Annotated in this window: 21 protein-coding genes; 9 read left to right on the plus strand and 12 right to left on the minus strand. The window is 62.1% G+C overall.

All coding sequences use genetic code 11. The annotated features are described in order from the left end of the window. Window positions 1–51: 51 nt before the first annotated feature. From P0Y65_19420 to P0Y65_19435, 4 genes are all read right to left on the minus strand, one after another. Window positions 52–714: a DUF2272 domain-containing protein gene (locus P0Y65_19420; protein ID WEK04321.1), complete on the minus strand. Its 663-nt coding sequence runs from the start codon at window positions 712–714 to the stop codon at window positions 52–54. Window positions 715–880: 166 nt separating this feature from the next. Further along, window positions 881–2,425 carry a hypothetical protein gene (locus tag P0Y65_19425; GenBank protein ID WEK04322.1) on the minus strand — a complete coding sequence of 515 codons (1,545 nt, stop codon included), beginning with the start codon at window positions 2,423–2,425 and terminating at the stop codon, window positions 881–883. 88 nt (window positions 2,426–2,513) lie between these two features. After that, a complete protein-coding gene (locus tag P0Y65_19430; protein ID WEK04323.1) occupies window positions 2,514–3,452 on the minus strand; it encodes a DMT family transporter in 939 nt (312 codons plus the stop codon). A 98-nt stretch (window positions 3,453–3,550) separates the two neighbouring features. Next, complete coding sequence (locus tag P0Y65_19435) at window positions 3,551–4,480, minus strand: tyrosine recombinase XerC (GenBank protein WEK04324.1); 930 nt, start codon at window positions 4,478–4,480, stop codon at window positions 3,551–3,553. Between the two features lie 104 nt (window positions 4,481–4,584). Between P0Y65_19435 and P0Y65_19440 the strand changes: the two genes are divergently transcribed. From P0Y65_19440 to P0Y65_19480, 9 genes are all read left to right on the plus strand, one after another. Beyond that, window positions 4,585–6,753 (plus strand): primosomal protein N', encoded by a 2,169-nt coding sequence (locus tag P0Y65_19440; GenBank protein WEK04325.1) that lies wholly within the window; start codon window positions 4,585–4,587, stop codon window positions 6,751–6,753. 59 nt (window positions 6,754–6,812) lie between these two features. Then, window positions 6,813–7,088, plus strand: coding sequence for a BrnT family toxin (locus P0Y65_19445; GenBank protein WEK04326.1), 276 nt, complete (start codon window positions 6,813–6,815; stop codon window positions 7,086–7,088). Further along, window positions 7,069–7,350, plus strand: a complete 282-nt coding sequence (locus P0Y65_19450) for a BrnA antitoxin family protein (GenBank protein ID WEK04327.1) — start codon at window positions 7,069–7,071, stop codon at window positions 7,348–7,350. Before P0Y65_19445 ends, P0Y65_19450 begins: the two co-directional genes overlap by 20 nt. 258 nt (window positions 7,351–7,608) lie before the next feature. Continuing rightward, window positions 7,609–8,169 (plus strand): F0F1 ATP synthase subunit delta, encoded by a 561-nt coding sequence (locus P0Y65_19455; GenBank protein ID WEK04328.1) that lies wholly within the window; start codon window positions 7,609–7,611, stop codon window positions 8,167–8,169. Next, the gene (atpA, locus tag P0Y65_19460; GenBank protein ID WEK04329.1) at window positions 8,170–9,705 is read left to right on the plus strand and encodes a F0F1 ATP synthase subunit alpha; all 1,536 of its coding nucleotides are present in this window, start codon (window positions 8,170–8,172) and stop codon (window positions 9,703–9,705) included. It begins immediately after the preceding gene. 24 nt (window positions 9,706–9,729) lie between these two features. Further along, on the plus strand, window positions 9,730–10,620 hold the full coding sequence (locus tag P0Y65_19465) for a F0F1 ATP synthase subunit gamma (protein WEK04330.1): 891 nt from the start codon (window positions 9,730–9,732) through the stop codon (window positions 10,618–10,620). 21 nt (window positions 10,621–10,641) lie between these two features. Continuing rightward, complete coding sequence (atpD, locus tag P0Y65_19470; GenBank protein ID WEK04331.1) at window positions 10,642–12,081, plus strand: F0F1 ATP synthase subunit beta; 1,440 nt, start codon at window positions 10,642–10,644, stop codon at window positions 12,079–12,081. A gap of 85 nt (window positions 12,082–12,166) precedes the next feature. Continuing rightward, window positions 12,167–12,589: a F0F1 ATP synthase subunit epsilon gene (locus P0Y65_19475; protein WEK04332.1), complete on the plus strand. Its 423-nt coding sequence runs from the start codon at window positions 12,167–12,169 to the stop codon at window positions 12,587–12,589. 542 nt (window positions 12,590–13,131) lie between these two features. Continuing rightward, window positions 13,132–15,291: a methyl-accepting chemotaxis protein gene (locus P0Y65_19480; protein ID WEK04333.1), complete on the plus strand. Its 2,160-nt coding sequence runs from the start codon at window positions 13,132–13,134 to the stop codon at window positions 15,289–15,291. On the opposite strand, the gene P0Y65_19485 is transcribed toward P0Y65_19480, so the two are convergent. From P0Y65_19485 to P0Y65_19520, 8 genes are all read right to left on the minus strand, one after another. Further along, a complete protein-coding gene (locus tag P0Y65_19485) occupies window positions 15,288–15,974 on the minus strand; it encodes an aspartate/glutamate racemase family protein (protein WEK04334.1) in 687 nt (228 codons plus the stop codon). The genes P0Y65_19480 and P0Y65_19485 overlap by 4 nt on opposite strands. Window positions 15,975–15,983: 9 nt before the next feature. Next, window positions 15,984–16,514, minus strand: coding sequence for an RNA pyrophosphohydrolase (locus tag P0Y65_19490; protein WEK04335.1), 531 nt, complete (start codon window positions 16,512–16,514; stop codon window positions 15,984–15,986). Between the two features lie 9 nt (window positions 16,515–16,523). Continuing rightward, complete coding sequence (locus P0Y65_19495; GenBank protein ID WEK04336.1) at window positions 16,524–17,645, minus strand: divergent polysaccharide deacetylase family protein; 1,122 nt, start codon at window positions 17,643–17,645, stop codon at window positions 16,524–16,526. A 96-nt stretch (window positions 17,646–17,741) separates the two neighbouring features. Next, a complete protein-coding gene (locus P0Y65_19500) occupies window positions 17,742–19,199 on the minus strand; it encodes a S41 family peptidase (protein ID WEK04337.1) in 1,458 nt (485 codons plus the stop codon). 7 nt (window positions 19,200–19,206) lie between these two features. Further along, a complete protein-coding gene (locus P0Y65_19505; protein WEK04338.1) occupies window positions 19,207–20,562 on the minus strand; it encodes a peptidoglycan DD-metalloendopeptidase family protein in 1,356 nt (451 codons plus the stop codon). Window positions 20,563–20,664: 102 nt separating this feature from the next. Beyond that, window positions 20,665–21,147, minus strand: coding sequence for a 23S rRNA (pseudouridine(1915)-N(3))-methyltransferase RlmH (gene rlmH / locus P0Y65_19510; protein ID WEK04339.1), 483 nt, complete (start codon window positions 21,145–21,147; stop codon window positions 20,665–20,667). Between the two features lie 9 nt (window positions 21,148–21,156). Then, entirely contained in the window at window positions 21,157–21,483 is a 327-nt protein-coding gene (gene rsfS, locus P0Y65_19515) for a ribosome silencing factor (protein WEK06849.1), read from the minus strand. A 244-nt stretch (window positions 21,484–21,727) separates the two neighbouring features. Then, window positions 21,728–22,369, minus strand: a complete 642-nt coding sequence (locus P0Y65_19520; protein ID WEK04340.1) for a nicotinate-nucleotide adenylyltransferase — start codon at window positions 22,367–22,369, stop codon at window positions 21,728–21,730. Window positions 22,370–22,377 lie beyond the last annotated feature (8 nt).

The raw sequence follows: 22,377 nt of genomic DNA on the forward strand, positions 1-22,377 counted from the left end.
CATCGCTGAATATGCAAACCCCGGAGCCGAGGCTCCGGGGTTTTCGTTGGACTAGAGCTGATTTTCGATGATGCAGATAACGTTGGCGGTCGGTGACCACGGATCGACATTGTCGATCATGCCGTGACCGACCAAAGGCCACGATTTGCGCCTAACAGAGTCACTGACATTACCGCCAATGGTCGCGATGTGGTCGCTGTGGACTTCGGTCACCACGTCACAATGGGCCTGATATTTGTTTTCTGCGACATAGCCGGGATAGGTATCAAAGCTTGGGCTGAGCGTCTTCAAACGCTCGCAAGCAATGAGATCACCAAGCTTGGGCACATATTCCTTATGTCGTCGGGCGATAAAGGCGGAGGTCGGCGTGTGCTTCTGCGCCTGTTTCAGAGCCCTGACAATGTAGGTCGAATGCGATGAAGAATAGGCGAAGTGGTCGCCAGCCCCTGCTTTTCGCATGACATAGGAGATGAAGGCCGCGGACCATGGTTGGTTGCGGCTATTATCGACCGAACCATTGTCCTCAAATTCAACCTCGGACCTTCCATTGTAAGTGGCCCAATGTTCAAAGGAAGGGGTCTTCGATAGCGCGTTCCAATAGTTTCCGACGCGTTCGTAGACCGTTTCCATGTATTCCTTCTGCGCTCCATCACCAAAGATGTCGCATTCCTCCTCGCAGATCTTGACTAGATTCTTCACGAAATCGCTTGGCATCTTGCCCTCCTGCTTGACGCATGAGGGAGTGTGATCGGCCGGGGCCCTGCCTTACAATTAGGGCTGCCATCCGTATCACTACGTGCTGGACAGCGGCTAAACCGAGGGTCAAAAAACAAAAACGGCGGGCCGAAGCCCGCCGTTCTGCGTTCATTTTGTCCTGCTGTTACGCGTCTTCGCGCAGCACGGCCGTGCCATTTTCGTAAGCGTCCTTGCAGTCGGCCGAGTCGTGCAGCAGGTCGCTGTCGAGCAGGGTGAAGGCAACGCCGGGACCTTCAAAGCGCGGGTCGTCGCACTGGTCGTCGTCGGCATAGTCGGAGGTGTTGTCGCCGAAGTCGATGTCCGAGCTGTCATAGGGCGCGCCTGCCGCATATTCGGGAGAATAGACGGTGCGGATCGAGATCTTGCCGGCGGCTTCCAGTTCGCGGCAATCGGTAGCGTCGCCATACATGTCTTCGCTCAGCAGCTTCTTGTCGACGCCCTCACCGGTGAAGCGCAGGTCGTCGCATTCACCGTCATTGGCCCATTCGCTCCAGTCGCTGCCAAAGTCGAATTCGGCAACCGCGGTGGTGGTCGCGGCGCCCGAGTCGCCGACATAGGTGGCGGTGCCCGCCTCGACGGCGGCCTGGCAGTCGGTGGCGTCATGGCCGATGTCGCCATCAAGCAGTTCGCTGGCAACGCCCGTGCCGGAGAAGCGCGGATCATCGCACTCGCCGTCATTGGCCCACTCGCTGGTGTCGTCGCCATAGTCGACGTCGGCAGCAGCGCCGCCTTCACCGACAAAACTCACCGTGCCGGCATTGAGGGCAGCTTGGCAGTCGGTGGCGTCCTTGCCGATATCGGCGTCGAGCAGTTCGCTGGCCGAACCAGCGCCGGCAAAGCGCGGGTCGTCGCATTCACCGTCATTGGCCCATTCGCTCGAATCATCGCCAAAGTTGATGTCGGGCAATGTCACCGTGACAGGGATATCGCCCTCGCCGGCCAAGGTCACCGTACCGGCCTCATAGGCAGCGCGGCAGTCGGTGGCATCCTTTTCGATATCGGCATCGAGCTGTTCGGCGGCAGCGCCCGGGCCGGTGAAGCGCGGGTCGTCGCATTCTTCGTCCTTGGCCCATTCGCTGGAATCGTCGCCAAAGTTGATGGCATCGATCGGCGTGGCGATTTCGACATCGCCAATGCTGGTGCTGTCTTCGGCCAGGGTCACCGTGCCGGCTTCAAAAGCGGCCTGACAGTCGGTGGCATCCTTCATCACGTCTTCGGTCAGCTGTTCGCTGGCCGCGCCGGTGCCGGTGAAGCGCGGGTCATCGCATTCGCCATCATTGGCCCATTCGCCGCTGTCATCGCCAAAGGCAATGTCATCGACGGTGCGGGGCGTCGTGGTGGTCGCTGTCGTGGTCGAAGCGTCTTCGCCCTCGAAGGTCACGGTGCCGGCGTCATAGGCGGCCTGGCAGTCCGTGGCATCTTTGAGAATATCATCATCGACCAGTTCGCTGGCCGAGCCGGTGCCGGTGAAGCGCGGATCGTCGCATTCGCCGTCATTGGCCCACTGGCCGGAATCATCGCCGAAGTCGATGTCGCCCGAGGTGGTTGCGGTGGTCGTCGGGGGTGGATTCTTGTTGTCGAGCTTTTGCGCCAGTGTCGGCGTTGCGAGCGTGGCAGCGAGCACAAGAGAGAGTGCGACGCTTCCCAGCATCGTCTGCATTGCTTTCATCGGTTGTCCCTTCCCGGATGGTGGCCGCAAGTCGTGGCGGCAGAATAGAGCGGCTTTGCGGCAGTCCAAAGCCTTTATGGCAAAACAATTATCGCAATTTCAGTTTCGCGCGGCGTTCGGCCTGCGCGAAGAAGTATGAACCGGCTAGCACGAGACCGGTCCCGATACCATGAAAGATGGTGAAGGGTTCGGACAGGATTATGACGGCAAGAAAGATCGTCACCACCGGTCCGAAGGCAGCGGTTGACGAGGTGGCCCGCGCGCCGATGCGGGCCATGCCCATGTTCATCAGGAAGCTGGGCAGCACCGTGCCGAGCACGCCCAGCGCCAGGCCATAGGCCCAGATCGTCGGTGTCAGGGTGAAATAGCTTTGTGGTCCTGCCACCAGCAAGTTCTGCAGAATGGCGCAGACGGCCGCGGTCGACATGCCGATACAGGTGAAAAGCCCGGCGCCGATCACCAGCATCTGCCGCTTGGCGAGGTGCTGGTAGAGCGCAAAGGTAATGGCTGAACCCAGCACGAAAAGCGTGCCGACGACCAGGCCATCGGGTTCGACGGCGAGGTTCCAGCCAAAGATCACCAGCAAGCCGCCATAGCTGAGCAACATGGCCGGCACGACCGCCCAGACCATGCGGTCGCCAAAAAACCACACGCCGAACAGCAGCACGAAGAAGGGATAGGTGAAAAGCACCAGCCGCTCATATTGCGCCGAGACGAAATTGAGGCCCAGGAAATCGAGATAGCTCGAGAGGTAATAGCCCAGGATGCCGATGGCCATGCTGGCCAGAACGATCTTTGGGCTGAGCGCTGATTTCCACTTGTCCTCGCGCAGCAGGATCATGGCCAGAATGACCAGATAGACCGGCAGGGCGACGATCATGCGCAGGCTGAGCAGCATTTCGGTCGTGACGCCGGCGCCATAGGCCAGCTTGATGAAAATGCCCTTGGTCGAAAACAGAATTGCCCCCGCCACGGCAAAACCATAACCGAGGGGATCGCTGACGCTGGGCGAGGGGGTGCTGGACATGGCCAATTGGTAGGAGCGGAGCGTCGACGCGGCAAGTCGCAACAGGCTTTAACCGTTCGGCGCTCAAGGTGACGCTCGATGCTAACAGTCTGTTAACATTAGCCGCGTGGATGCGCCTTGCGGTAGCTCTCGAGCAGACGGTCGGTATCGACGGCGGTATAGATCTGCGTGGTGGAGAGGCTGGCATGGCCCAGCAATTCCTGGATAGCGCGCAAATCCCCGCCACGCCCCAATAAATGCGTAGCAAAAGAATGCCGTAATGCGTGTGGCGTGGCCGTTGGCGGCAGCTGGAAGGCCGAGCGCAGATTCTCCATGCGCAGCTGGATGATGCGCGGTGACAATACCCCGCCCTTGACGCCGCGGAACAACGGCTCGTCGGGTTCGGTTTTGTAAGGGCTGAGAGAGAGATAGAGTTCGATCGCCTTGCGCACGGCCTCGATCAGCGGCACGAGGCGGATCCTGCCGCCCTTGCCGGTGACGCGCAAAGTCTGCGCTTCCAGATCGCCGCCGGTGATCGCCAGAGCCTCGGCAATACGCAGGCCAGAACCATAGCAGAGCGAGAGCACAGCCATGTCGCGCGCCGCAACCCACGGCTCTTCGTCCTTGTTGTTGGAGGCGGAAATGGTGTCGCGGGCCTCGGGCACGGTCAGCGCCTTGGGCAGGCTCTTTGGGATTTTTGGCGTGCGGATAACATCCAGCGCTTCGCTGGCAATGATGCCCTCGCGTTCGAGGAAACGGAAGAAACTTTTCAACGCTGACAGGACTCTGGCCAGCGAGCGCGAGCCCAGCGTTTCGGAGCGGCGCTGCGCCATGAAGGCGCGGATGTCGGCGCCGCGCAATTGTTTCAGCGTATCAAGACTGACCGGTCCTCCGGCATGGCCGGCGAGAAAACTGAGGAACTGGTCAAGATCGCGGCCATAGGCTTCCAACGTATTGTCGGCCAGGCGGCGCACGCCGGCCAGTTCACGCTGCCAGAGCGCAATCTGTTGGCGGATGAAATCATCGGTGGCAAAGGCGGAATCGACCATGGGGTCAGTCTGGTCCTGCTCGGTAAACTCTCACTTAAGCGCGACCAGCCTTTGGCAGAATCACTTGCGCTTCCTATCTTCGGGTGCGAACAGAACGGGCACAAATGGAACAGCGTCCAGACATTGTCGCCGTCATGGTTGGAGTGGCCGTCGAAGGCCCCTACAGCTACCGCGTTCCTGCCGGCATGGTGGTCACGCGCGGCTCGATCGTGTCCTTGCCATTGGGCCCGCGGCTGATCCAGGGCGTGGTCTGGGGACCGCCCAAGGATATGGTCGCCCACAACAGGTTGCGCGACATCGTCCACGCCTATGACGTGCCGCCACTCAGCGATGAATTGCTGAAACTGGTCGACTGGGTGGCCAAATATACACTCGCCGTGCCGGGGCAGGTGTTGCGCGCCGTGCTGCGCTCCAGCGAAGCGCTCGACCCGCCCAAGCCGGTGATCGCCTATCGCCGCACCGGACGCGAGCCGGAAAAGCTGACGTCGGCGCGGCTGCGTGTGCTCGATGCGCTGATGGACGACATGGCCTGGCCCAGGTCGGCGCTGATCGGGACAACGGGCGTCTCCGCCTCGGTCATTGACGGGCTGGAGCGGGCAGGGGCGGTGGAAAAGCTCGAAATGCCGCCGCCGCCGGTCGTGTTGCCGCCCGATCCGGATACCGATATCGCCACGCTGTCCGATGCGCAGCAGCAGGCCCTGGGTCAGATCACAGCGCTCGATCCGCATCAGTTTGGCGTGGCACTGCTCGATGGCGTCACCGGCGGTGGCAAGACGGAGGTCTTCTTCGAAGCCGTGGCCGATACGCTGCGCGCGGGACGCCAGGCGCTGATCCTGCTGCCGGAAATCGCGCTCACCAATACGTTTATTGCCCGCTTCACCAAGCGCTTCGGCACAAAGCCTGCCGAATGGCATTCCGACATGACGCCGCTGCAGCGTGCCCGTGTCTGGCGCGGCGTGCTCGATGGTACGGTGCGGGCGGTGGTCGGCGCGCGTTCGGCGTTGTTTCTGCCGTTTCGCGAGCTGGGCATGCTGGTGCTCGATGAAGAGCATGACGGCGCCTACAAGCAGGCCGATGGCATTACCTATCACGCCCGCGACATGGCGGTGGTGCGGGCGCATCTCAGCAATGCGCGGGTCATCCTCTCTTCGGCCACGCCATCGGTCGAGACGCGCAACAATGCCAATGTCGGCCGCTATGCCCATGTGATGCTGACCAGCCGCTTTGCCGAAGCGGCCATGCCCGATATCACCGCCATCGACATGCGCATGGATGGGCCGGACAAGGGACAGTGGATTTCCCCGCTCCTCGCGCGCGAAGTCTTTGCCGCCATGGATCGGGGCGAACAGGCATTGCTGTTCCTCAACCGCCGCGGTTATGCGCCCCTCACCCTCTGCAAAAGCTGCGGCCATCAGTATCAGTGCCCCGACTGTTCCGCCTGGATGGTCGAGCATCGCTTTCGCGGCGTGCTGATGTGCCATCACTGCGGCCACGAAGTGCGCACGCCCAAGGCCTGCGGCAAGTGTGGCGATACGGAAAGCCTCGTGGCCGTCGGCCCGGGTATCGAGCGGGTCGCCGAAGAGGCTGCCGAGCGCTTCCCCAATGCACGCCGCGTGATTCTCTCCTCCGACATGGGCAGCAATGCGCAATTGCGCGAGCGCTTCTCCGAGGTGGAACGCGGTGAGTTCGACCTGATTATCGGCACGCAGCTGGTTAGCAAGGGCCACCACTTCGAGAAACTTTCGGTGGTGGGCGTGCTCGATGCCGATCTGGGGCTCGCCCATGGCGATCCGCGCGCCGCCGAAAAGACCTTCCAGATCCTGACCCAGGTCGCTGGTCGTGCTGGCCGGGCATCGAAAACCGGCAAGGCGTTCCTGCAAACCTATCACCCTGACCATGCCGTCATGAAAGCCATGGTCAGCGGCGATCGCGAGGCCTTCTATGCCCATGAACTGATGGCCCGCGAAGCCGGCGGCCTGCCGCCCTTCGGTCGCCTCGCGGCGCTGATCGTCTCGGCCAATGAGCATGATGTAGCAATGAATTTCGCCAAGCGCCTGCTCTCCGCCGCTCCCATGGCCGACGGCCTGCGCCTCTTCGGTCCCGCCGACGCCCCCGTCGCCCAGATCCGCGGCCGCCACCGCGTGCGGCTGCTGGCCCAGTCCGGCAAGGATTTCGATCTTTCCGGCTATGTCCGCTTCTGGCTCGCCTCGGGCGAAAAGATCACCGGCAACCTGCGGGTGCAGGTCGATATCGATCCGATGAGCTTCATGTAGGTTTTTGTATATACGAAAATTGACGTTCGATTGCTGAGGAATTACATTGAGGAGGCTTGATGGATTTCGAATGGAACGAGGCGAAGAACGCAACGAACAGGATGAAGCATCATGTGGATTTTTCACTGGTGCACGTCTTTGATTGGGACAATGCGATAGTCGAGCCGGACACGCGGTTCGACTATGGAGAAGAACGGTTCCTGGCGCGCGGCTATGCACTAGATGGCGTGGGTTACTCGATCGTTTTCACGTTTCGCGGACCAGTGGTCCGCATCATTAGTATTCGAGAGTTTAACAAAAAAGAGGAACGCCGTTATGGAAGACAGCCAGAATGACAAGCGTCGCTACGGTACTCCCGACCATGAAAACCCTGAGATGACTGAAGAGGCGATCCGGCGCTCTATCCCCGCCAAGCAGTTCTTCGCCGAGCGTGGCCTGTCCATGCCGGGGCGACCGAAATCGGAAACACCGAAGGTCGCTGTCAGCCTGCGTCTCGACCAGGCGGTGGTTGATGGCTTTAAGGCGGATGGCCCCGGGTGGCAAACACGGATCAATTCGGTCCTGGCCAAAAGCCTCAAGACCAAGCACTCCGCCTGAACACAGTATGAGCCATCGTGACCTGCTTGTTGGGATCACATTGATCCCCATCAATTTCCCCTGCGACATTTTCGCCGCGCGGGAATCCGGTATCTCTGCCTTGCGTGGCGCGCGGGGCTTGTGCTAGAGCGGGCGCGACTTTGAAGGGGTCTCCGGACGGCCCCTTTCCCAGACAAGAACAAGCGTCGGCAACCGCCCGGGTTTCCTCACAGAAACAGAGCGGTCAAGCAGGCAGGCAACCAAGAGGGTGTAGCGGCATTGGCAGCGCAGAATTCAGTGCTTACCCAGATCGCCCGGCCATATGCGTCGGCTCTGTTCGATCTCGCTTCGAGCGAGAACCAGTTGGCATCGGTAGAGACGTCGCTTTCCGACGTTTCGCGCCTGATCGGGGAAAGTGCAGATTTCGCACGCTTCCTGCGCTCGCCGGTGATTGCCGGTGACGAGAAGGCCGTGGCGCTCGACGCCGTGCTGGCCAAGGGCAAGACCAATGAGCTGGTCGCCAATTTCCTGCGTCTCGTCGCCAAGAATGGCCGGCTGTTTGCGCTGGACGCAATCATCACTTCCTTCCGCGAGCTGGCTGCTGCTGCACGTGGCGAGGTGACTGCCGACGTGACGTCGGCGGCCCCGCTCAATGATGCGCAGGCCAAGGCCTTGGGCGAGACGCTCAAGGCAAAGCTCGGCAAGTCAGTCACGCTCAATCAATTCGTCGATCCCTCGCTGATCGGTGGCCTTCAGGTGAAGGTCGGCAGCCAGATGATCGATTCTTCGCTCAAGACAAAACTCGCCGCGATGAAGATCGCCATGAAAGAGGTCGGATAAATGGACATCAAAGCCGCGGAAATTTCTGCGATCCTCAAGGACCAGATCAAGAATTTCGGCCAGGAAGCCCAGGTTTCCGAAGTCGGTCAGGTGCTCTCCGTCGGTGACGGCATTGCGCGCGTCTATGGCCTCGACAAGGTGCAGGCCGGTGAGCTCGTCGAGTTCCCGGGCGGCATCAAGGGCATGGCCCTCAATCTCGAAGCCGACAATGTCGGCGTCGTGATCTTCGGCAATGACCGTTCGATCAAGGAAGGCGACGTCGTCAAGCGGACCGGCGCCATCGTGGATACCCCGGTTGGTCCGGGCCTGCTCGGCCGCGTGGTCGATGGTCTGGGCAATCCGATCGACGGCAAGGGCCCGATCGAGCATACCGAACGCCGCCGCGTCGACGTCAAGGCGCCGGGCATCCTGCCGCGCAAGTCGGTGCACGAGCCCATGTCGACCGGCCTCAAGGCCATCGACGCGCTGATCCCGATCGGCCGTGGCCAGCGCGAGCTGATCATTGGCGATCGCCAGACCGGCAAGTCGGCCATCATTCTCGACACCTTCCTCAACCAGAAGCCCGCCCACGATGCCGGCGCGTCGGATACCGACAAGCTCTACTGCATCTATGTGGCTGTCGGTCAGAAGCGTTCGACCGTTGCCCAGTTCGTCAAGCAGCTCGAAGAATCGGGCGCGCTGCCGTACTCGATCGTTATCGCGGCAACCGCTTCCGATCCGGCACCGCTCCAGTATATCGCGCCCTTCACCGGCTGCGCGATCGGCGAGTGGTTCCGTGACAATGGCAAGCATGCCGTTATCGCCTATGACGATCTGACCAAGCAGGCCGTTGCTTACCGCCAGATGTCGCTGCTGCTGCGTCGTCCGCCGGGCCGTGAAGCCTATCCGGGTGACGTGTTCTACCTGCACAGCCGCCTGCTCGAGCGTGCCGCCAAGATGAACGAGGCACATGGTTCGGGCTCGCTGACCGCGCTGCCGGTTATCGAAACCCAGGCCAATGACGTGTCGGCCTATATCCCGACCAATGTGATCTCGATCACGGACGGCCAGATCTTCCTCGAAACCAACCTGTTCTTCCAGGGCATCCGTCCTGCCGTGAACGTGGGTCTCTCGGTTTCGCGCGTTGGTGGCTCGGCCCAGATCAAGGCGATGAAGCAGGTTGCCGGTTCGCTCAAGGGTGAGCTGTCGCAGTATCGCGAAATGGCGGCCTTCGCCCAGTTCGGTTCCGATCTCGACGCCTCGACCCAGCGTCTGCTCAACCGTGGCGCGCGCCTGACCGAGCTGCTCAAGCAGCCCCAGTTCAGCCCGCTCAAGACGGAAGAACAGGTTGCGGTGATCTTTGCCGGTGCAAATGGCTATCTGGACTCTGTTCCGGTCGCCAAGGTCGGTGATTTCGAAAAGACCGTGCTGTCTGCCCTGCGTGGCAAGTATGCCGATCTGCTCAAGACCATCGCCACCGAGAAGGCCCTGAGCGACGACACCCGCGCCAAGCTGAAGTCGGCTCTGGACGAGATCAAGAAGACCTACGCGGCCTAAGGCCTAGAGGGAGACGACGGGCCGATGCCTTCGCTAAAAGACCTCAAGAACCGGATCGACTCGGTCAAATCGACCCAGAAGATCACCAAGGCCATGCAGATGGTCGCGGCGGCCAAGCTCCGTCGCGCTCAGGATGCAGCCGAAGCTGCACGCCCCTATGCCGAACGCATGGGCAAGGTGTTGTCGAGCCTGGCTTCCGTTTACGAAGGCCAGTCCGACGCGCCGGTACTACTGGGCGGCAATGGCAAGGATCAGGTGCATCTGCTGGTGGTTGCCACCGGCGAACGTGGCCTGGCCGGCGGCTTCAACTCGTCGATTGCGCGCCTGGCGCGCGATCACGCCAACAAGTTGCTTGCCGAAGGCAAGACGGTCAAGTTCCTGACCGTTGGTCGCAAGGGTCACGATATCCTCAAGCGCCAGTTTGCCGACAAGATCGTCGAGACGATCAGCTATCGCGAAGTCAAGAATATCGGCTTCGCGCAGGCCAACGAGGTCAGCCACAAGGTTCAGGCCATGTTCGCCGCTGGCGAATTCGACGTGGCCACGCTGTTCTTTGCCAAGTTCAACTCGGTGATCAGCCAGGTGCCGACGGCGCTGCAGATCATTCCCGCCAAGATCGAAAAGGTCGAAGGCGAGGGTGACGTGCAGAACAATTCGACCGTCATCTACGAATACGAGCCGAGCGAAGAAGCGATCGTCGAAGACCTGCTGCCGCGCAACATCTCCGTACAGGTGTTCCGCGCCATGCTGGAAAACAGCGCCTCCTTCTACGGTGCGCAGATGTCCGCCATGGACAATGCGACCCGCAATGCCGGCGAAATGATCGGAAAGCTGCAGCTGAGCTACAACCGCCAGCGCCAGGCCCAGATCACCAAAGAACTTATCGAAATCATCTCGGGCGCCGAAGCGCTCTAACCTTTTAGCGAGGACGAACAAATGGCAGACAAAAAGGCCGGTCGCGTTTCGCAGGTCATCGGCGCCGTCGTTGACGTCGTTTTCGACGATCACCTGCCCGCCATCCTGAACGCGCTCGAAACCACCAATAATGGCCAGCGCCTGGTGCTCGAAGTTGCCCAGCATCTGGGTGAAAACGCCGTGCGCGCCATCGCTATGGACACGACCGAAGGTCTGGTTCGCGGCACCGAAGTGACCGACCTTGGCACCGCCATCTCGGTTCCGGTTGGCGAAGCCACCCTTGGTCGCATCATGAACGTCATCGGCGAGCCGATCGACGAAGCCGGCCCGATCGCCGGTGAAGTCAAGCGCGAGATCCACCAGGACGCTCCCGCCTTTGCCGAGCAGAACCCGGAATCGCAGGTCCTCGTGACCGGCATCAAGGTCGTTGACCTGATCGCCCCCTATGCTCGTGGCGGCAAGATCGGCCTGATGGGCGGTGCCGGCGTGGGCAAGACCGTTCTGATCCAGGAACTGATCAACAACGTCGCCAAGGCGCATGGTGGTTACTCGGTCTTCGCAGGCGTCGGTGAACGCACCCGCGAAGGCAATGATCTTTACTACGAAATGATCGAATCGGGCGTGAACAAGGACCCCCATGAGAACGGTGGCTCGGCCGCTGGTTCCAAGTGCGCCCTTGTGTTCGGCCAGATGAACGAGCCCCCGGGTGCGCGCGCTCGCGTCGCCCTGACCGGTCTGACCATCGCGGAAAACTTCCGCGACCAGGGCCAGGACGTGCTGTTCTTCGTCGACAACATCTTCCGCTTCACCCAGGCCGGCGCCGAAATGTCGGCTCTGCTGGGCCGCATCCCCTCCGCCGTGGGTTACCAGCCGACGTTGGCCACTGACATGGGTGCGATGCAGGAACGCATCACCACGACCAACAAGGGTTCCATTACCTCGGTTCAGGCCGTGTACGTCCCGGCCGACGATTTGACCGACCCTGCTCCGGCAACCTCCTTCGCCCACTTCGACGCCGTGACCGTGCTGAACCGTGCGATCTCGGAAAAGGGCATCTACCCGGCCGTCGATCCGCTGGCGTCCAACTCGCGTATTCTCGATGCCAACACCGTTGGTCTTGAGCATTACGATACCGCCCGTGCCGTGCAGGCGATCCTGCAGAAGTACAAGGCGCTGCAGGACATCATCGCCATCCTGGGCATGGACGAGCTCTCGGAAGAAGACAAGCTGACCGTGGCCCGCGCCCGCAAGATCGAGCGCTTCATGTCCCAGCCCTTCGACGTGGCCGAGGTGTTCACCGGTTCGCCGGGCGTGTTCGTCCAGCTCGAAGACACGATTAAGGGCTTCAAGGGCCTCGTGGCTGGTGAATATGACCACCTGCCGGAAGCCGCCTTCTACATGGTCGGCACCATCGACGATGCCGTCAAGAAGGCCCAGAAGCTGGCTGCCCAGGCTGCCTGATTTTTTGCAACTTGAGCTCGCCGCCTGCGGCGGGCTCAGCGCATCTCCCGCTTTTGCGGGTCCTCTCCGCTAAGGGACCAGAAGAATGGCTGACCTCAAGATCGAGATCGTTTCGCCCGAGCGGCTGGTGTTGTCCGAGACCGTGACTTCGGTCACCGTGCCTGGGACCGAAGGCTATTTCACCGTCATGGGCGATCACTCGCCCTTCATGACGACGCTGCGCAGCGGCTTCATCACGGTCAATGGCCTCAACGGCCAGGACGCGATCTTTTTCGTCAAGGGCGGCTTTGCCGATGTCTCGCCGGAAGGCCTGACGATCCTGGCCGAAGAGTCCGTGCCCTTCGCTGAATTCGACCATGCCGACCTGCAGGCCCAGATCAAGGCTGCCGAGGCCGAGCTGGCCAAGGCCGAGACCCCGGATGACAAGTCCTACACCCAGGAAATCGTCTCGGGCCTGCTCAACTTGGCCCTCGAAGCCGGCCAGCTCAACGGCGTGCATATCCATTAGGGATTGCAGCAACGCGATTTGTGACGCCCGTGGATTATTTCCGCGGGCGTTTTTGCTTGTGCGACAAGATGTTGGATGTCTTGCGCAAAATAGTTTTCCCCGCCCTGTCTACCCGCCCGCATAATGTGTGCAACCTCTTCATATGGGCGGCCTGCAGGCGAACAGTGGTGAAGCGCGCCGGGCACGGCTTTCGCTGGCGCCTGCAGGTCCGAGCATCGGCCGGCTGTGGCAAGGATCACAGTCCGCGATAACCTCTGCTGAGCCAAAAACGGGCATCCCGGGACGGTCTCCGTCTCATTTTTAATTATCCAGAGGCGAAAGCCGTCTCATTATCCGCCCTTTGGGGCCAGGTGAAATGTGGAAACCGCAATGCAGGCGGCGTCTGTGCACGTCCGGACGATTGTGATGCTTAAATATTGAGCAACACCATGAATTTGCTAGTAAAAAATACGTTCTCAACACTCGCTTAATCAACTGCGCGCACCCTCTTCCCGGGAATGCATATCCGCTCCGGGGGGCGGATCAGACTTTGGGGGACGACAATGGGCCAGTTTCTGGGCAATATCCGCCTGACTTTTGCCATAGCAGCCATGGCGGTGTGCTCCATCACCATAGCCATCGGCGTGGTATTGACCGGATTGTCGATCAGTCTCTCCGATACCGCCCGCCAGGATGGCGAGCAGGCGATGGCCAGTGCCAGCCGTATTTCGGCGGCAATCCTTCAGGTCAACCTGCCCAGTCTTGAAGTGGGCTCGGACGATGCCGGCAATGTGACGAGCCTCACCATGCGCTCCATGCCGCGCTTCCGCAGCCATGACGTGATTGATACCATCGCCCATGTGGCCGGGCAGAATGCGGCGATCTATGTCTTCGATGCCGAAGTCAGCCCCGATTTCAATCTCGGCACGTCGAGCCTGCTCAAGGCCGTTGGTGAGCGCCTGCTCGACGCGCCCATCCTGGCCGGCACGCCGCTGTTTGATTCCCTGATGGCCAGCCAGCCGGTGCGCGCCGAAGAGACGATCAACGGCATCGGCTATTTCACGCTCTACCAGCCGATCGCCATGGCCGATGGCACAGTCATCGGCGCGCTGATGATCCTGGTAGCCCGGGCGCCGATCGAGGCCGTTGTCGGACAGAGCCTTGTCATGCTGACGATCATGGGTGGTCTCGCCCTGCTGCTGATCGGCCCGATTGCCCTCTTGCTGTCGCGCATGTTGACCCGTCCGATTCCGCGTCTGTCCAGCGTGATGAGCGCGGTTGCCGAGGGCGACCATGCCGTGGACGTGCCCTATACCGATCGCCGCAACGAGATCGGCACCATGGCGCGTGCCGTGGAAGTCTTCCGCGCCAATGCTGCGCGTGTTGCAGAAATGGGCGAGGAGACGAAGCGTCACCTGGTCGAGGCGGCCGATCATACCGGCCAGCTTGACGCCATTTCCATGTCGCAGGTGGTGGTCGAATTCGACCTCGACGGCAATGTTCTCACTGCCAATGACAATTTCCTCAACCTGCTGAACTATCGGCTCGACCAGATTGTCGGCCGTCCCAATGCGCAATTCCTCTTTGACGCCGATCCGGCATCGCCGAGCTATCGCCAGTTCTGGCTGGAGCTTGCCGGTGGCGAATTCAAGCGCGGCGAATATCGCCGACGCGGCAGCACAGGTCGGGAGGTGTGGATCCAGTCCACCTTCACGCCGATCCTGGGGCTCGATGGCCTGCCCTACAAGGTCGTGCAGTTCGCCACCGATGTCACCGCCCGCCGGCAGGCGGTCGCGGCAGTTGGTGATGGCCTCAAGCAATTGGCCGAGGGCAATCTGACCGGCCGGATTGAAACCCAGTTCCAGCCGGAATTCGAAGACCTGCGCCACGCCCTCAATGGCACGGTGGAGCGCTTTGCCGATGTGGTCGGCCAGCTGCGCCATACGTCCCGCGCCATCAAGGCCGCCACGGGCGAGATCCTTTCCGGCGCCAATGATCTCTCCGAACGCACGACGCGCCAGGCTGCGACCATCGAAGAGACCTCCGCATCGATGGATGCGCTTTCCGGCACTGTCGCCAGCAATGCCCGCATGGCGCAGGATGCCGCCGGCAAGGCCTCGGCCGTGTCCCGCGCTGCTTCGGAAAGCGGCACGGTGATGACCCAGGCCAATGAGGCCATGGAGCGGATCACGCAGTCGTCGGCAAAGATTTCCAATATCATCGGCCTCATCGATGACATCGCCTTCCAGACCAATCTGCTGGCGCTCAACGCATCGGTCGAGGCCGCCCGGGCGGGTGATGCGGGCAAGGGTTTTGCTGTGGTGGCCGTGGAAGTGCGCCGCCTCGCCCAGTCGGCCGCTTCGGCTTCCGGAGATGTAAAGCTTCTGGTCGAGCAGTCGGCCAGTGAGGTCAAGGGCGGCTCAAAGCTCGTCTCGGAAGCAGCTGGACGGCTTTCCGACATGCTGGCCGCCGTGCAGCAGAACAGCGAACTGCTCGAAGCCATCGCCCGCGCCAGCGGCGATCAGGCCATGGCGATCGACGAGGTGCTGACGGCCGTGCGCACGCTTGACCAGATGACGCAGCATAATGCGGCCCTGGCCGAGGAAACCAATGCCGCGCTGGAGCAGACCGAGGCCCAGGCGCAGACGCTGGACCGCATCGTCGATGTATTCTTGCTGGACGATCCCAAGCCGGTACCGGTCGCCGAATTGCGCGTCGCCTAGCTCAGGGCGGCGCTGACCAATGCTCTGGCATGGAGGTCTGTGGTATCATAGACGGGCAGGGGACTGACGCTGTCGTCGATCAGCATGGTGATCTCGGTACAACCCAGGATCACCGCCTCGGCGCCGCGGGCCTTGAGCCGCTCGATGGCCGTCACATAGACCTGCCGCGACTCCTCGCGGATGATGCCCAGGCAGAGCTCATCATAGATGATGCCGTTGAGATTGGTGCGATCGACCTCGGGGATCAATGCGGTCAAGCCGCGCTCGGCCAAGCGGTCGCGATAAAAGCCCATTTCCATGGTAAACCGGGTGCCCAGCAGGCCCACCGTCTCGAACTTATCCCCCAGCAGCGCATCGCTGGTAGGATCGGCGATATGGACGAAGGGCACGGAAATGGCACTGATGATCTGGTCGGCGACGATATGCATGGTGTTGGTGGCAAGGCCGATGACCTCAGCGCCCGCCTGTTCGAGCCCTTTGGCGATCTCGGCGAGTTGCCGGCCAGCGCCTGCCCAGTCACCCGCCGCCTGCATTTCGGCAATGGGTGCAAAGTCCACCGAATGGACGATCAGTGGCGCGGAGTGCAATCCGCCCAGCCGGCGCGCCACTTCCTGGTTGAGCACGCGGTAGTAATGCGCGGTGGATTCCCAGCTCATGCCGCCGATCAGGCCGATGGTCTTCATGATTGTCCTTCAGGCAAAGCGCTCTGGAATGTCGGCGAAGGCTTCCACGACCTTGTCATAGGCGTCCTTCTTGAAGGGCACGATGAGGCCGGGGGTGCGGCTGAGTTTTTCCCAGCGCCAGTCATCGAATTCGGCCTTGTGCTTGCCGCCGCCGGGCTTGATCACATTGATCTCGTGCTCGTCGCCGGTAAAGGCAAAGGCGAACCAGCGCTGGCGCTGGCCGCGATACTTGCCCTTGAGCGCCACGCCCAGGGATTCCTCGGGCAGGTCGTAGAAAATCCATTCCGGGGCTTCGGCGAGCAGGCTTACCGAGGCAATGCTGGTTTCCTCGAAAAGCTCGCGCAAGGCCGCCTTGAGGGGGTCCTCACCCTTGTCGATGCCGCCCTGGGGCATCTGCCAGGGCGCGCCCTGCGCGGCGCTCTTTTCCGGGTCGTCCTCGCCGCGTCGCTTGCCGATGAAGACTTCGCCCTTGCTGTTGAAGACGGCAATGCCCACGCAGTCGCGATAGGGCAGGGATTCTCGGGTCGGACGGACGGGCATGGCGAAAACCTATTTCATCAGGGCGCTGGCAGGCACCAGCGAAATGCCCTTGGTCTCGAGGTCGCGCGACCATTCGCTGATTGCGGCCATCGAGATGGGCAGGGCAGAGACAATACCAATTGCCTGCCCATTCTCCAGCGCCTTGGCTTCAAGGCTGGCAAGCGCTGCCAGTATGGCCTGGCGGGACGGATTGGCGTCGATGACGAGATCGGATCGCGAGAAGGGCACCTTGTTGCCCTGCGCCAGTTGCGGCGCCAGCGAGCGGTTGGACGAGCCGTCATCGATATAGCCCAGGCCTCGCGCGCCCAGTTCTTCCATGATGGGGGCGAAATCCTGGGCAGAGGCGGTAAAGCGGGCTCCCATGTTGTTAATGACACCGGTATAGCCGCCAAAGCGGGACATCAGCCAAAAAAGCTTGTCGAGATTGGCGCGGGGTGTCTCGCCAGTCAGCAGCGTCTGCGGGCCGGGATCATTCTGCGGGTAGTCGAAGGGCTCGAGCGGGATCTCGAGCATGACCTCATGGCCTGCCATGCGCGCCGCCGAGACAGTATTGGACAGCGTCTTGCCATAGGGAGCAAAGGCCAGGGTCACCGACTCGGGCAGGCTTTCGATGGCTTCGAGCGAACCCTGTTCGTTGATACCAAGCCCGGTCACAATGACCGCGATCCTGGGGCCCCCGGCTGCGGCGGCGCCGCTGATCGGGGCGGCATAGGCGGCAAACGGGGTGAGGCCGGTTGCGGCAATGCGGGGAATCGAGCCATTGCTGGTTTCCTCGCTCAGGTCGGGCAGGGCACCAAATACATCGGGCAGGCCGGCAATGGCACCCGTGCCGGATGTTCCCGGCGGCGCGGCTTCGGCGCCATCAACGGGATATTCCTGAGGATCGGCGGTGATTGTCACCGGGCCGGTCGAGAGCTCATTGGCCAGCTCGTTCTGGCCGCGCACCGAAGTAATGGCCACTTCCTGGCTGGGTCGTCCGCCGTTGGGATCGTCGGTCAGCAGCACACGCAGGGCAAAGCCGGCGCCAATCAGGACCAGAATGGCGAACAGTACCCGCGCCAGCGGAAAGTGCGGCCGTGTGCCAGGCTTGCGCTTGCGGCCGGTCAGCGGTGTCGAGAGGTCATTGGCCATCATCTGTTTCCACGCAGGAAAAGACAGCGGGGGCGAGGCAGCGAATCAGCCGCCCCGCCCCCGGCAATTTGCATAGCACAGCAGGCCTGCCTGCCGTTATTCGGCCTTGGGCGGGAAGGCTGCGTCGGTCTCCTCGCCCAGCATCAGCCGGATGGCATATTGCAGCTGGGTGTCTTCCGACTTCTCGGCCGGTACATAGACCGACGAGCCGACGCTGCTTTCTTCCTGGCCTTCGATGGTGATGTGGCCAGCCAAGCCCGCTTCGCCGATGATCTCGTCGCGGCCTTGGAATTCCTCGGGCACGACCTGCTTGATCTCGATGTCGGGCGTGATGCCCAGCGCCTGGATCGAGCGGTTGTTCGGCGTGTAGTAGCGGGCCGTGGTCAGGCGCATGGCGCCATCGGGGCCGAGCGAAATGATCGACTGCACCGAACCCTTGCCGAAGCTGCGGGTGCCCACGACGGTGGCGCGCTTATGGTCCTGCAGGGCGCCAGCGACGATTTCAGACGCCGAGGCCGACCCACCATTGACGAGAACGACCATGGGCACGCTGGCCAGCTGGCTGTCCAGCGGATCCGGCTGAGCGTCATAGCGGGCGCTTTCCTCGGGAATGCGGCCACGGGTCAGGACGACGGCGCCCTGCTTGAGGAAGGCGTCAGCCACATAGACCGACTGGTCGACAAGGCCGCCCGGATTGTTGCGCAGGTCGAGGATGATGCCCTTGGGCGCCACGCCATCGCGTTCGGCATAGATATCCTTAATGGCATTTTCGATGCCCACAAAGGCCTGTTCGGAGAAGCGCGAGAGGCGCAGCAGGGCGATGTCGCCCTCGCCTTCTTCTTCGCCGCCTTCCATGCTCCAGCGCACGGCGCGCATGGCAATGGTGGCACGCGTCAGCTCGAAGTCGAGCGGCTTGTCGACACCTTCGCGGGCGATGGTGATCTTGACCGACGTTCCCAACGGGCCGCGCATCTTGCCGACGGCGTCGTCAAGGGTCAGGCCCTGCACGTCCGAACCGTCAATCTGGATGATCAGGTCGTTGGCCAGAACGCCGGCCTTGGCGGCAGGCGTATCGTCGATCGGGGAGACGACCTTGACCACGCCGTCTTCCATCGTGACTTCGATACCAAGGCCGCCGAATTCACCGGATGTGTCCTGGCTGAAATCGTCATAGTCCTGCGGCGGCAGGTAGCCCGAATGCGGATCGAGAGAGGTCAGCATGCCCTGGATGGCGGCGCGGATCAGTTCCTGCTCGTCCGGCGGATCGACATATTCGGCGCGGATGCGGTCGAAGATTTCGCCGAACAGATTGAGATCGGCATAGATTTCGAGCGGATCACGCGGTGCGGCGGCGTTTTCCTCGGCCGTTGGCTCGGGCTGTTCGCCGCTGGGCGCTTCGTCGGCCGGCGGCGTCTGGTCAGGAGCCTGATCTTCGGCCGGGGGTGCCTGTTCTTCCTGTGCAGGAGCCGGGGTTGGCTCCTGTGCGATCAACAGGCCAGCGGGCAGCGACAGCGCCGCGATGATGGCGAGCGTGCTAAGGGGAGTCAGGCGCATGAGGGTTCTATCCACTCTGTGTCGGGGTGGCCCACCACCCGGTCGGGTCGATGGGCTCGTTGTTTTGTCGCAGTTCAATATAGAGGGTCGGCTGGGCGGCGCCAGCGTTGGTGGTGACGGAACGGCCAATTGTGCGTGAGCCCATGGTGCCCAGCGGCATGCCCATCTGCACGAATTGTCCGATATCGACGCTGACCGCGTCGAGGCCCGCAAGGAGCGCGGTATAGTTCTGGCCCGTATTGAGAATGATGATTTGGCCGTAATTGAGGTAAGGGCCCTTGTAGAGCACCCAGCCGTCGGCTGGCGCCACCACCTGCGCCTCGGCGCGGGTGACCACGGAGATGCCATGGGTCAGACCGCCGAAGCCATCGCTGGTGCCATAGTCGGCGACATTGACGCCATTGGAGGGCATGGTCAGGTGGCCGCGAATGGCACCGAAGGGTACGGCTGGTTCGGTGCGCGCGGCATTGGCCAGGGCGGTGCGGATTTCCGTCTCGGTCATGGTCGGCGCATCAGGGTCGGGCGTCGGGGCTGGCGTGTTGACCGCCGTGGCGCGACGCGACAGGCTCGAGATTAATTCCTGCAGCGTCGTGGCGCGGGAGGCCAGCGCCACGGCCTCCGCCTCTTCTGTTTCCAGCTGGTCATTGCGCTGGTCGATACCCTGGCGGCGCGCGGCGATCAGCGTGGCGATGCGCAGCTGCTCTTCCTCGAGCACTTCGTAATTAGCCTTGAGGGTGGCTTCTTCCTCCAGTGCTTGGGTCTTGATGTCGGTCAGGGCTTTGAGATCGGCCGTCACCGCTTCGGCCTTGGCCTGCAGCTGCGGCACGATGGCGGCGATCAGCATGGCGCTGCGCGCCGAGCCGAGGGCGTCATCGGGATCGACGATCAGCGCCGGGGGCGGATTGAGGCTGATGCGCTGTAGCGCCGCCATCACATTGGCGACCTCGGCATTGGAGCCGTCGAGCCGGCCACGCACCTCGAATTCCTGGACGATCAGCGCCGAGAGGCGCTCCTCGACATCCGCCACTTCGATCTCGGCCAGCTTGACCCGCTGGGCGGCGGCGATCAGGGCAGCGTTCTGGCGGGTGCGGTCGCCCTCCATCTCGGCAATGTCGGCCTTGAGCGCATCGATACGCTCCTGGCTCAGCGTCATGGATTGCTCCATGGCTTCCACGTCTGCCTGTGTCGGAATGGCGGGACCAGCGGGGGTGGCCACCGGTTCGGTGGTGGAAATGGTGCCGCGGAGCGGCACATCCTCACCCGGGGGCTGTTCCGTCTGCGCCATGAGCGGAAGGCTGACGGAGCCCGCCAGCAGCAGGCCGGCCAGCATCACACCCCATCTCTTGCGCGGCCGCAGAGCCATGCCCTCTCCACCATGGGTCGCATGACCCCGAATCAATTCCCGCACCATAGCAAGGGTGAAGAAAACCGCAGGTTAACGTTGCTTAACCATGTGGTGATTGCGCTAGTCACCCCGGTGATAGGGATGGCCGCTCAGGATCGTGGTCGTTCGATAGAGCTGTTCTGCCAGCATGATGCGGACCAGCTGGTGTGGCCAGACCATAGGAGAGAAGCTGACCACAAGGTCGGCCTGCTTGACCAAGTCCGGATCGATACCGTCGGCGCCGCCGATGATGAAGCTTACGGCCGGGCGGCCGTCGTCGCGCCAGCGGCCGATCTGGCTGGCGAAGGCCTCCGAGCCGAGGCCCTTGCCGCGCTCGTCGAGCGCCACGATGATCCCGTCGGGCAGGGCCGCGCGCAACCCCTTGGCCTCGTCAGCCTTGCGGCTGGCCGAGGAAGAGGCGCGGGATTCGGTGAGTTCGATCACGTCGAAATGGGTCAGTGCCAGCGGCTTGCCGCCGCCGACAGCGCGATCGAGATAGCGGGCGACCAGTTCCCGCTCCGGTCCGGATTTCATCCGGCCGACGGCCGCGATCGTGATACGCATATCGAAAGGCTAGTGCTGGTCAGCCGCGAAATCGGCCTGCCACATCTTCTCGATATTGTAGAATTCGCGCACTTCCGGACGGAAGATGTGGACGATGACATCGCCGGCATCGACCAGCACCCAGTCGCAATGGGGCAGGCCTTCGATGCGCGGCTTGCCATAACCGGCATCGCGCAGGGCGGTGACCATCTGGTCGGCAACGGCGCCGACGTGACGCTGGCTGCGACCGGAGGCGACGACCATGTGATCGGCCAGCGAGGACTTGCCGGTGATATCCACGGCAACGATTTCCTCGGCCTTGGCATCGTCAAGGCAGTCGAGGATTACATCGATCATGGGACGTTCCGGATTGGCCACAACGGCGTTCGGGGCGGAAACGGTGTTCTCGGGCAGCGCGGTCATCAGCAATGACCTTGCGCCCATGCCTGTGCATGGGTCATGCGTAAAATCAGCATCCTTGGTTGTTGATCGGAAAAGCCAGGCGTTTTGTAAAACCGCAAGCCGTCAGTTCCTGTTTTGGTGACATCTATCACACCAGCACAATATGCGCGTTTGGTGACAGTTTCGCAAGATTGGGTCTTCACTTTGACTTAACGTGTTGCCGCCTTGCCCTGATGGCCGAAGACGAGAGCGGCGATTGCCGGCCGTGCAGATAGACCCAGGCGCGCGGCGGGAGCGAGGCCAGCCGATTGGCATCATCCTCGTCGACACGCCAGCGCGACAGGTAATTGGCGGCCATGGAGGCCGGTGCGCGTCGTCCCGACCCGGGGCGGACATAGACCGAGATCGGAACCATGGCGGCAATGTTGCGCCAGCGTTCCCAGCGATGGAAATCGGCCAGGTTGTCGGCGCCCATGATCCAGACAAAATTGCGGTCGGCCAGGGTCTGGGTCAGGTAGCGCACGGTCTGCCAGGAATAGGTGAAGCCATGGGCGGCTTCAAATCCTGTGACGCGGACTCGCGGATTGTCGATGAACCGGCGGGCGGCGATGACGCGATCGGCCAGTGGGGCCAGATCCTTGTTGCTCTTCAGGGGGTTGCCTGGGGTGACGAGAACCCAGACAGCGTCGAGCTGGAGGCGGCGCAGGCTTTCCTCGATGACGAGAAGATGGCCTTCGTGGATGGGATTGAAGCTGCCGCCGAACAGGCCGATGCGCATGCCGGAGCCGGAGGGCGGCAGCTCGGTTATTCCAGCGATGTGAACAGGATGGCGTAGGTTCAAAAGCGGTC

The organism is Candidatus Devosia phytovorans, from assembly GCA_029202405.1.
GTDB lineage: Bacteria > Pseudomonadota > Alphaproteobacteria > Rhizobiales > Devosiaceae > Devosia > Devosia phytovorans.

Coding starts and splice junctions, on each gene's coding strand:
- P0Y65_19420 (WEK04321.1), bottom strand. CDS start 714: ATGCCAAGCGATTTCGTGAAGAATCTAGTCAAGATCTGCGAGGAGGAA.
- P0Y65_19425 (WEK04322.1), bottom strand. CDS start 2,425: ATGAAAGCAATGCAGACGATGCTGGGAAGCGTCGCACTCTCTCTTGTG.
- P0Y65_19430 (WEK04323.1), bottom strand. CDS start 3,452: ATGTCCAGCACCCCCTCGCCCAGCGTCAGCGATCCCCTCGGTTATGGT.
- P0Y65_19435 (WEK04324.1), bottom strand. CDS start 4,480: ATGGTCGATTCCGCCTTTGCCACCGATGATTTCATCCGCCAACAGATT.
- P0Y65_19440 (WEK04325.1), top strand. CDS start 4,585: ATGGAACAGCGTCCAGACATTGTCGCCGTCATGGTTGGAGTGGCCGTC.
- P0Y65_19445 (WEK04326.1), top strand. CDS start 6,813: ATGGATTTCGAATGGAACGAGGCGAAGAACGCAACGAACAGGATGAAG.
- P0Y65_19450 (WEK04327.1), top strand. CDS start 7,069: ATGGAAGACAGCCAGAATGACAAGCGTCGCTACGGTACTCCCGACCAT.
- atpA (WEK04329.1), top strand. CDS start 8,170: ATGGACATCAAAGCCGCGGAAATTTCTGCGATCCTCAAGGACCAGATC.
- P0Y65_19465 (WEK04330.1), top strand. CDS start 9,730: ATGCCTTCGCTAAAAGACCTCAAGAACCGGATCGACTCGGTCAAATCG.
- atpD (WEK04331.1), top strand. CDS start 10,642: ATGGCAGACAAAAAGGCCGGTCGCGTTTCGCAGGTCATCGGCGCCGTC.
- P0Y65_19475 (WEK04332.1), top strand. CDS start 12,167: ATGGCTGACCTCAAGATCGAGATCGTTTCGCCCGAGCGGCTGGTGTTG.
- P0Y65_19480 (WEK04333.1), top strand. CDS start 13,132: ATGGGCCAGTTTCTGGGCAATATCCGCCTGACTTTTGCCATAGCAGCC.
- P0Y65_19485 (WEK04334.1), bottom strand. CDS start 15,974: ATGAAGACCATCGGCCTGATCGGCGGCATGAGCTGGGAATCCACCGCG.
- P0Y65_19490 (WEK04335.1), bottom strand. CDS start 16,514: ATGCCCGTCCGTCCGACCCGAGAATCCCTGCCCTATCGCGACTGCGTG.
- P0Y65_19495 (WEK04336.1), bottom strand. CDS start 17,645: ATGGCCAATGACCTCTCGACACCGCTGACCGGCCGCAAGCGCAAGCCT.
- P0Y65_19500 (WEK04337.1), bottom strand. CDS start 19,199: ATGCGCCTGACTCCCCTTAGCACGCTCGCCATCATCGCGGCGCTGTCG.
- P0Y65_19505 (WEK04338.1), bottom strand. CDS start 20,562: ATGGCTCTGCGGCCGCGCAAGAGATGGGGTGTGATGCTGGCCGGCCTG.
- rlmH (WEK04339.1), bottom strand. CDS start 21,147: ATGCGTATCACGATCGCGGCCGTCGGCCGGATGAAATCCGGACCGGAG.
- rsfS (WEK06849.1), bottom strand. CDS start 21,483: ATGATCGATGTAATCCTCGACTGCCTTGACGATGCCAAGGCCGAGGAA.